The organism is Streptomyces sp. NPDC031274 (assembly GCF_055570235.1).
Genome location: NZ_JBVIHP010000099.1, coordinates 1 through 2242 on the forward strand (window position 1 = coordinate 1; position 2242 = coordinate 2242).

At 68.4% G+C, this 2242-nt stretch carries 2 protein-coding genes and 1 pseudogene; 1 reads left to right on the forward strand and 2 read right to left on the reverse strand.

Features of this window, described 5'->3' with window-relative positions; all coding sequences use genetic code 11:
• Window positions 1-1043, reverse strand: a 1043-nt coding sequence (locus ACZ5CR_RS43810) for a UDP-N-acetylglucosamine 1-carboxyvinyltransferase (protein ID WP_468868857.1), incomplete at its 3' end; no start/stop codon positions are given.
• Window positions 1044-1238: 195 nt separating this feature from the next.
• A pseudogene (locus tag ACZ5CR_RS43815) lies at window positions 1239-1607 on the reverse strand (ATP-binding protein); the annotation flags it as partial.
• A 74-nt stretch (window positions 1608-1681) separates the two neighbouring features.
• Between ACZ5CR_RS43815 and ACZ5CR_RS43820 the strand changes: the two are divergent.
• Window positions 1682-2242 (forward strand): helix-turn-helix domain-containing protein (locus tag ACZ5CR_RS43820; protein ID WP_468868860.1); only part of this gene is annotated, 561 nt, incomplete at its 3' end.

The window sequence follows — 2242 nt, forward strand, 5'->3', positions numbered from 1 at the left end:
CGGACGAGCTGGGGCAGCAGGTTGCCGTGGCGGCCGGGATTGATGTCGTCGGAGAATAGGTGGGTGCCGGGAAGGGTGAGCGCCAGGGCCATCAGCGGTGGTTCGAAGTCCGCGTCCAGGCCGCCGGGGGACAGGGAGGCGATGGCTCGCAGCGGCCGGCTGGTGGGCTGGGCGTCCTCGGCCTGGACGGCGAGGGTGCCGTCCTGCGCCTCGGCGGGTACACCGAGCCAGCGCAGCGCGCTGACGAGGGGCGCGACGTCGTCGCTGCGGACACCGACGATGTGTGCGTTGCCCCCGCTCACCGCGACCGCGCAGGCCAAGGTGCCGGCCTCGATCTTGTCGCCGGGCACCCTCCACGCGAGCGTGTCGTCGGTGACGGACCGAGGCGGCTGGAGCGTGAGGGCGCTCTCGGTGATCCGGCACTCCCACCCGGCGGTCTTCAACGCCTCTACGACACTGAGCACTTCGGGCGACAGATTCGGTTGGCCCAGGCGTAGCGGCCGTCCGGCAACGACCGCGCGCAGGACAGCAGCGATGCTCGCTCCGCGGGACCGGAAGGGCAGCATGATCGACACCGTGCCGCGTTCACCCGTGGCTGCCTCGACGACGTAGCCGTGGTCATCGACGGTCGTGCGGTCACCGAAGCGCTCGTACACCTTGAAGTGCTGCTCCATCCCGCGCTGCCCGATGGCGCAGCCGCCCGGCCACGGCAAGCGGGCCCGTCCGTAAGCACCGAGCAGCGCCGGGACCAGGTAGTACGAAGCCCGGATGCGTGCAGCGACCTCGGGGTCCGGATCCGGCTGCGGTTTGTCGCTCGGCAAGATCACCGTGGTGTGCGGATCGCTGACCGGACGGGCCGCGTGCCAGCCCGCCTGCTGGAGAAGGGTGAGCATCGTCTCGACATCCGTGTTCGCCGGGACATTGCTCAGGTACACCGGGCGGTGCATCGCCGCAGCGGCGGCCAGCAGGGGCAGGGCTGCGTTCTTCGATCCGTCGACGGTCACTGCCCCGGTAAGCGGAACACTCGGTCGCACTGCGACCACTTCGGCCGCGACTGGGGGAATCCGTACGGCAGGCAACAGTCGACTCCTCTGCTGGGGACGGTGTGTTGCGAGGACTGGGGGCGGGGCGCTGAACTCGAACTCGGCCCAGCAGCGCTTGCCGGAAGGAAGCGGTTCGAATCCGTGACGATCCGAGAGCGCGGCGACGAGGAACAGACCACGGCCGTCTTCCCCCTCCGCATCCGGCAGACAGACTTCGGGGATCTCGGAGCTGGTGTCGACCACAGCGATCCGCAGCGCCTTCTCGTGCAGGTCGGCGTCGGCCGTGATCGGGCCTTCGTGTGCGTGCCGAACCGCGTTCGTGATCAGCTCCTCTGCCGCATGCAGGAGTTCAGACCCCAGGAAGGCTCCCCAATCCCGTATCTCATCCGCGATCTGCTGGCGTGCGGTCGCGGCGCCGGCAGGCGAGCCGGAGACGGAAATCCGGATGTGGTGCGCTTCCATGAGCGGCCTCCTGGATCGGTACGGCCACTCCACGCAACCGCCGCACGGGCCTCTCGAACCAGCACATGTGCTGGTGCTGCATCGTCTATGCAGGAGCTGCATCACGGTGAACTGTCAGTCCATTACGCTCGGTTGAGCAGGCAGGATCGGCGACGGCAGGAGGAGCCGTGGCACAGATGGCCGAAGCGCAAAGTGAAGCGAGACGGATCGGTGAAGTGATCCGTCAAGCACGCGTATTACAGCGGTGCTCGCAGAAGGATGTCGCCTCCGCCCTGGGCTATCACCAGTCCAAGGTGAGCCGCCTGGAAGCAGGCAGAGGCACGGAGGACGTCCGCATGCTGCGCAAGGTCGCGCAGGTGTTGGCGATTCCGCCGCACCGCCTCGGCCTCGCCGCCGCTTCGGACATCAGCCCCTGCGACCCCGAGACAGAGGACATGCGCCGCCGTACCGTTCTCGCCGCTGGCATCGCTGCGCTCGCGGCCCCGACCATCCCCGGCACCGCCCACCAGGACCTGGTCCAGTCGCTGCTGCCCGGAGCAGCCCGTGTGACTGCCGAACCGGTGCCGGATCTCCAGAGCCTGCGCGACCAAGTCGCAGGCGTACGACGTCTCTTCTGCACCTGCGATTACACGCAATTGGAGGGCACGCTGCCCGTTCTGATCGGGCAGCTACGGCAGGCCATCAGCGAAAGCCCCGGCTCGAGCGACCTGTCCGGTCTCCTCGCCACGACATACCAG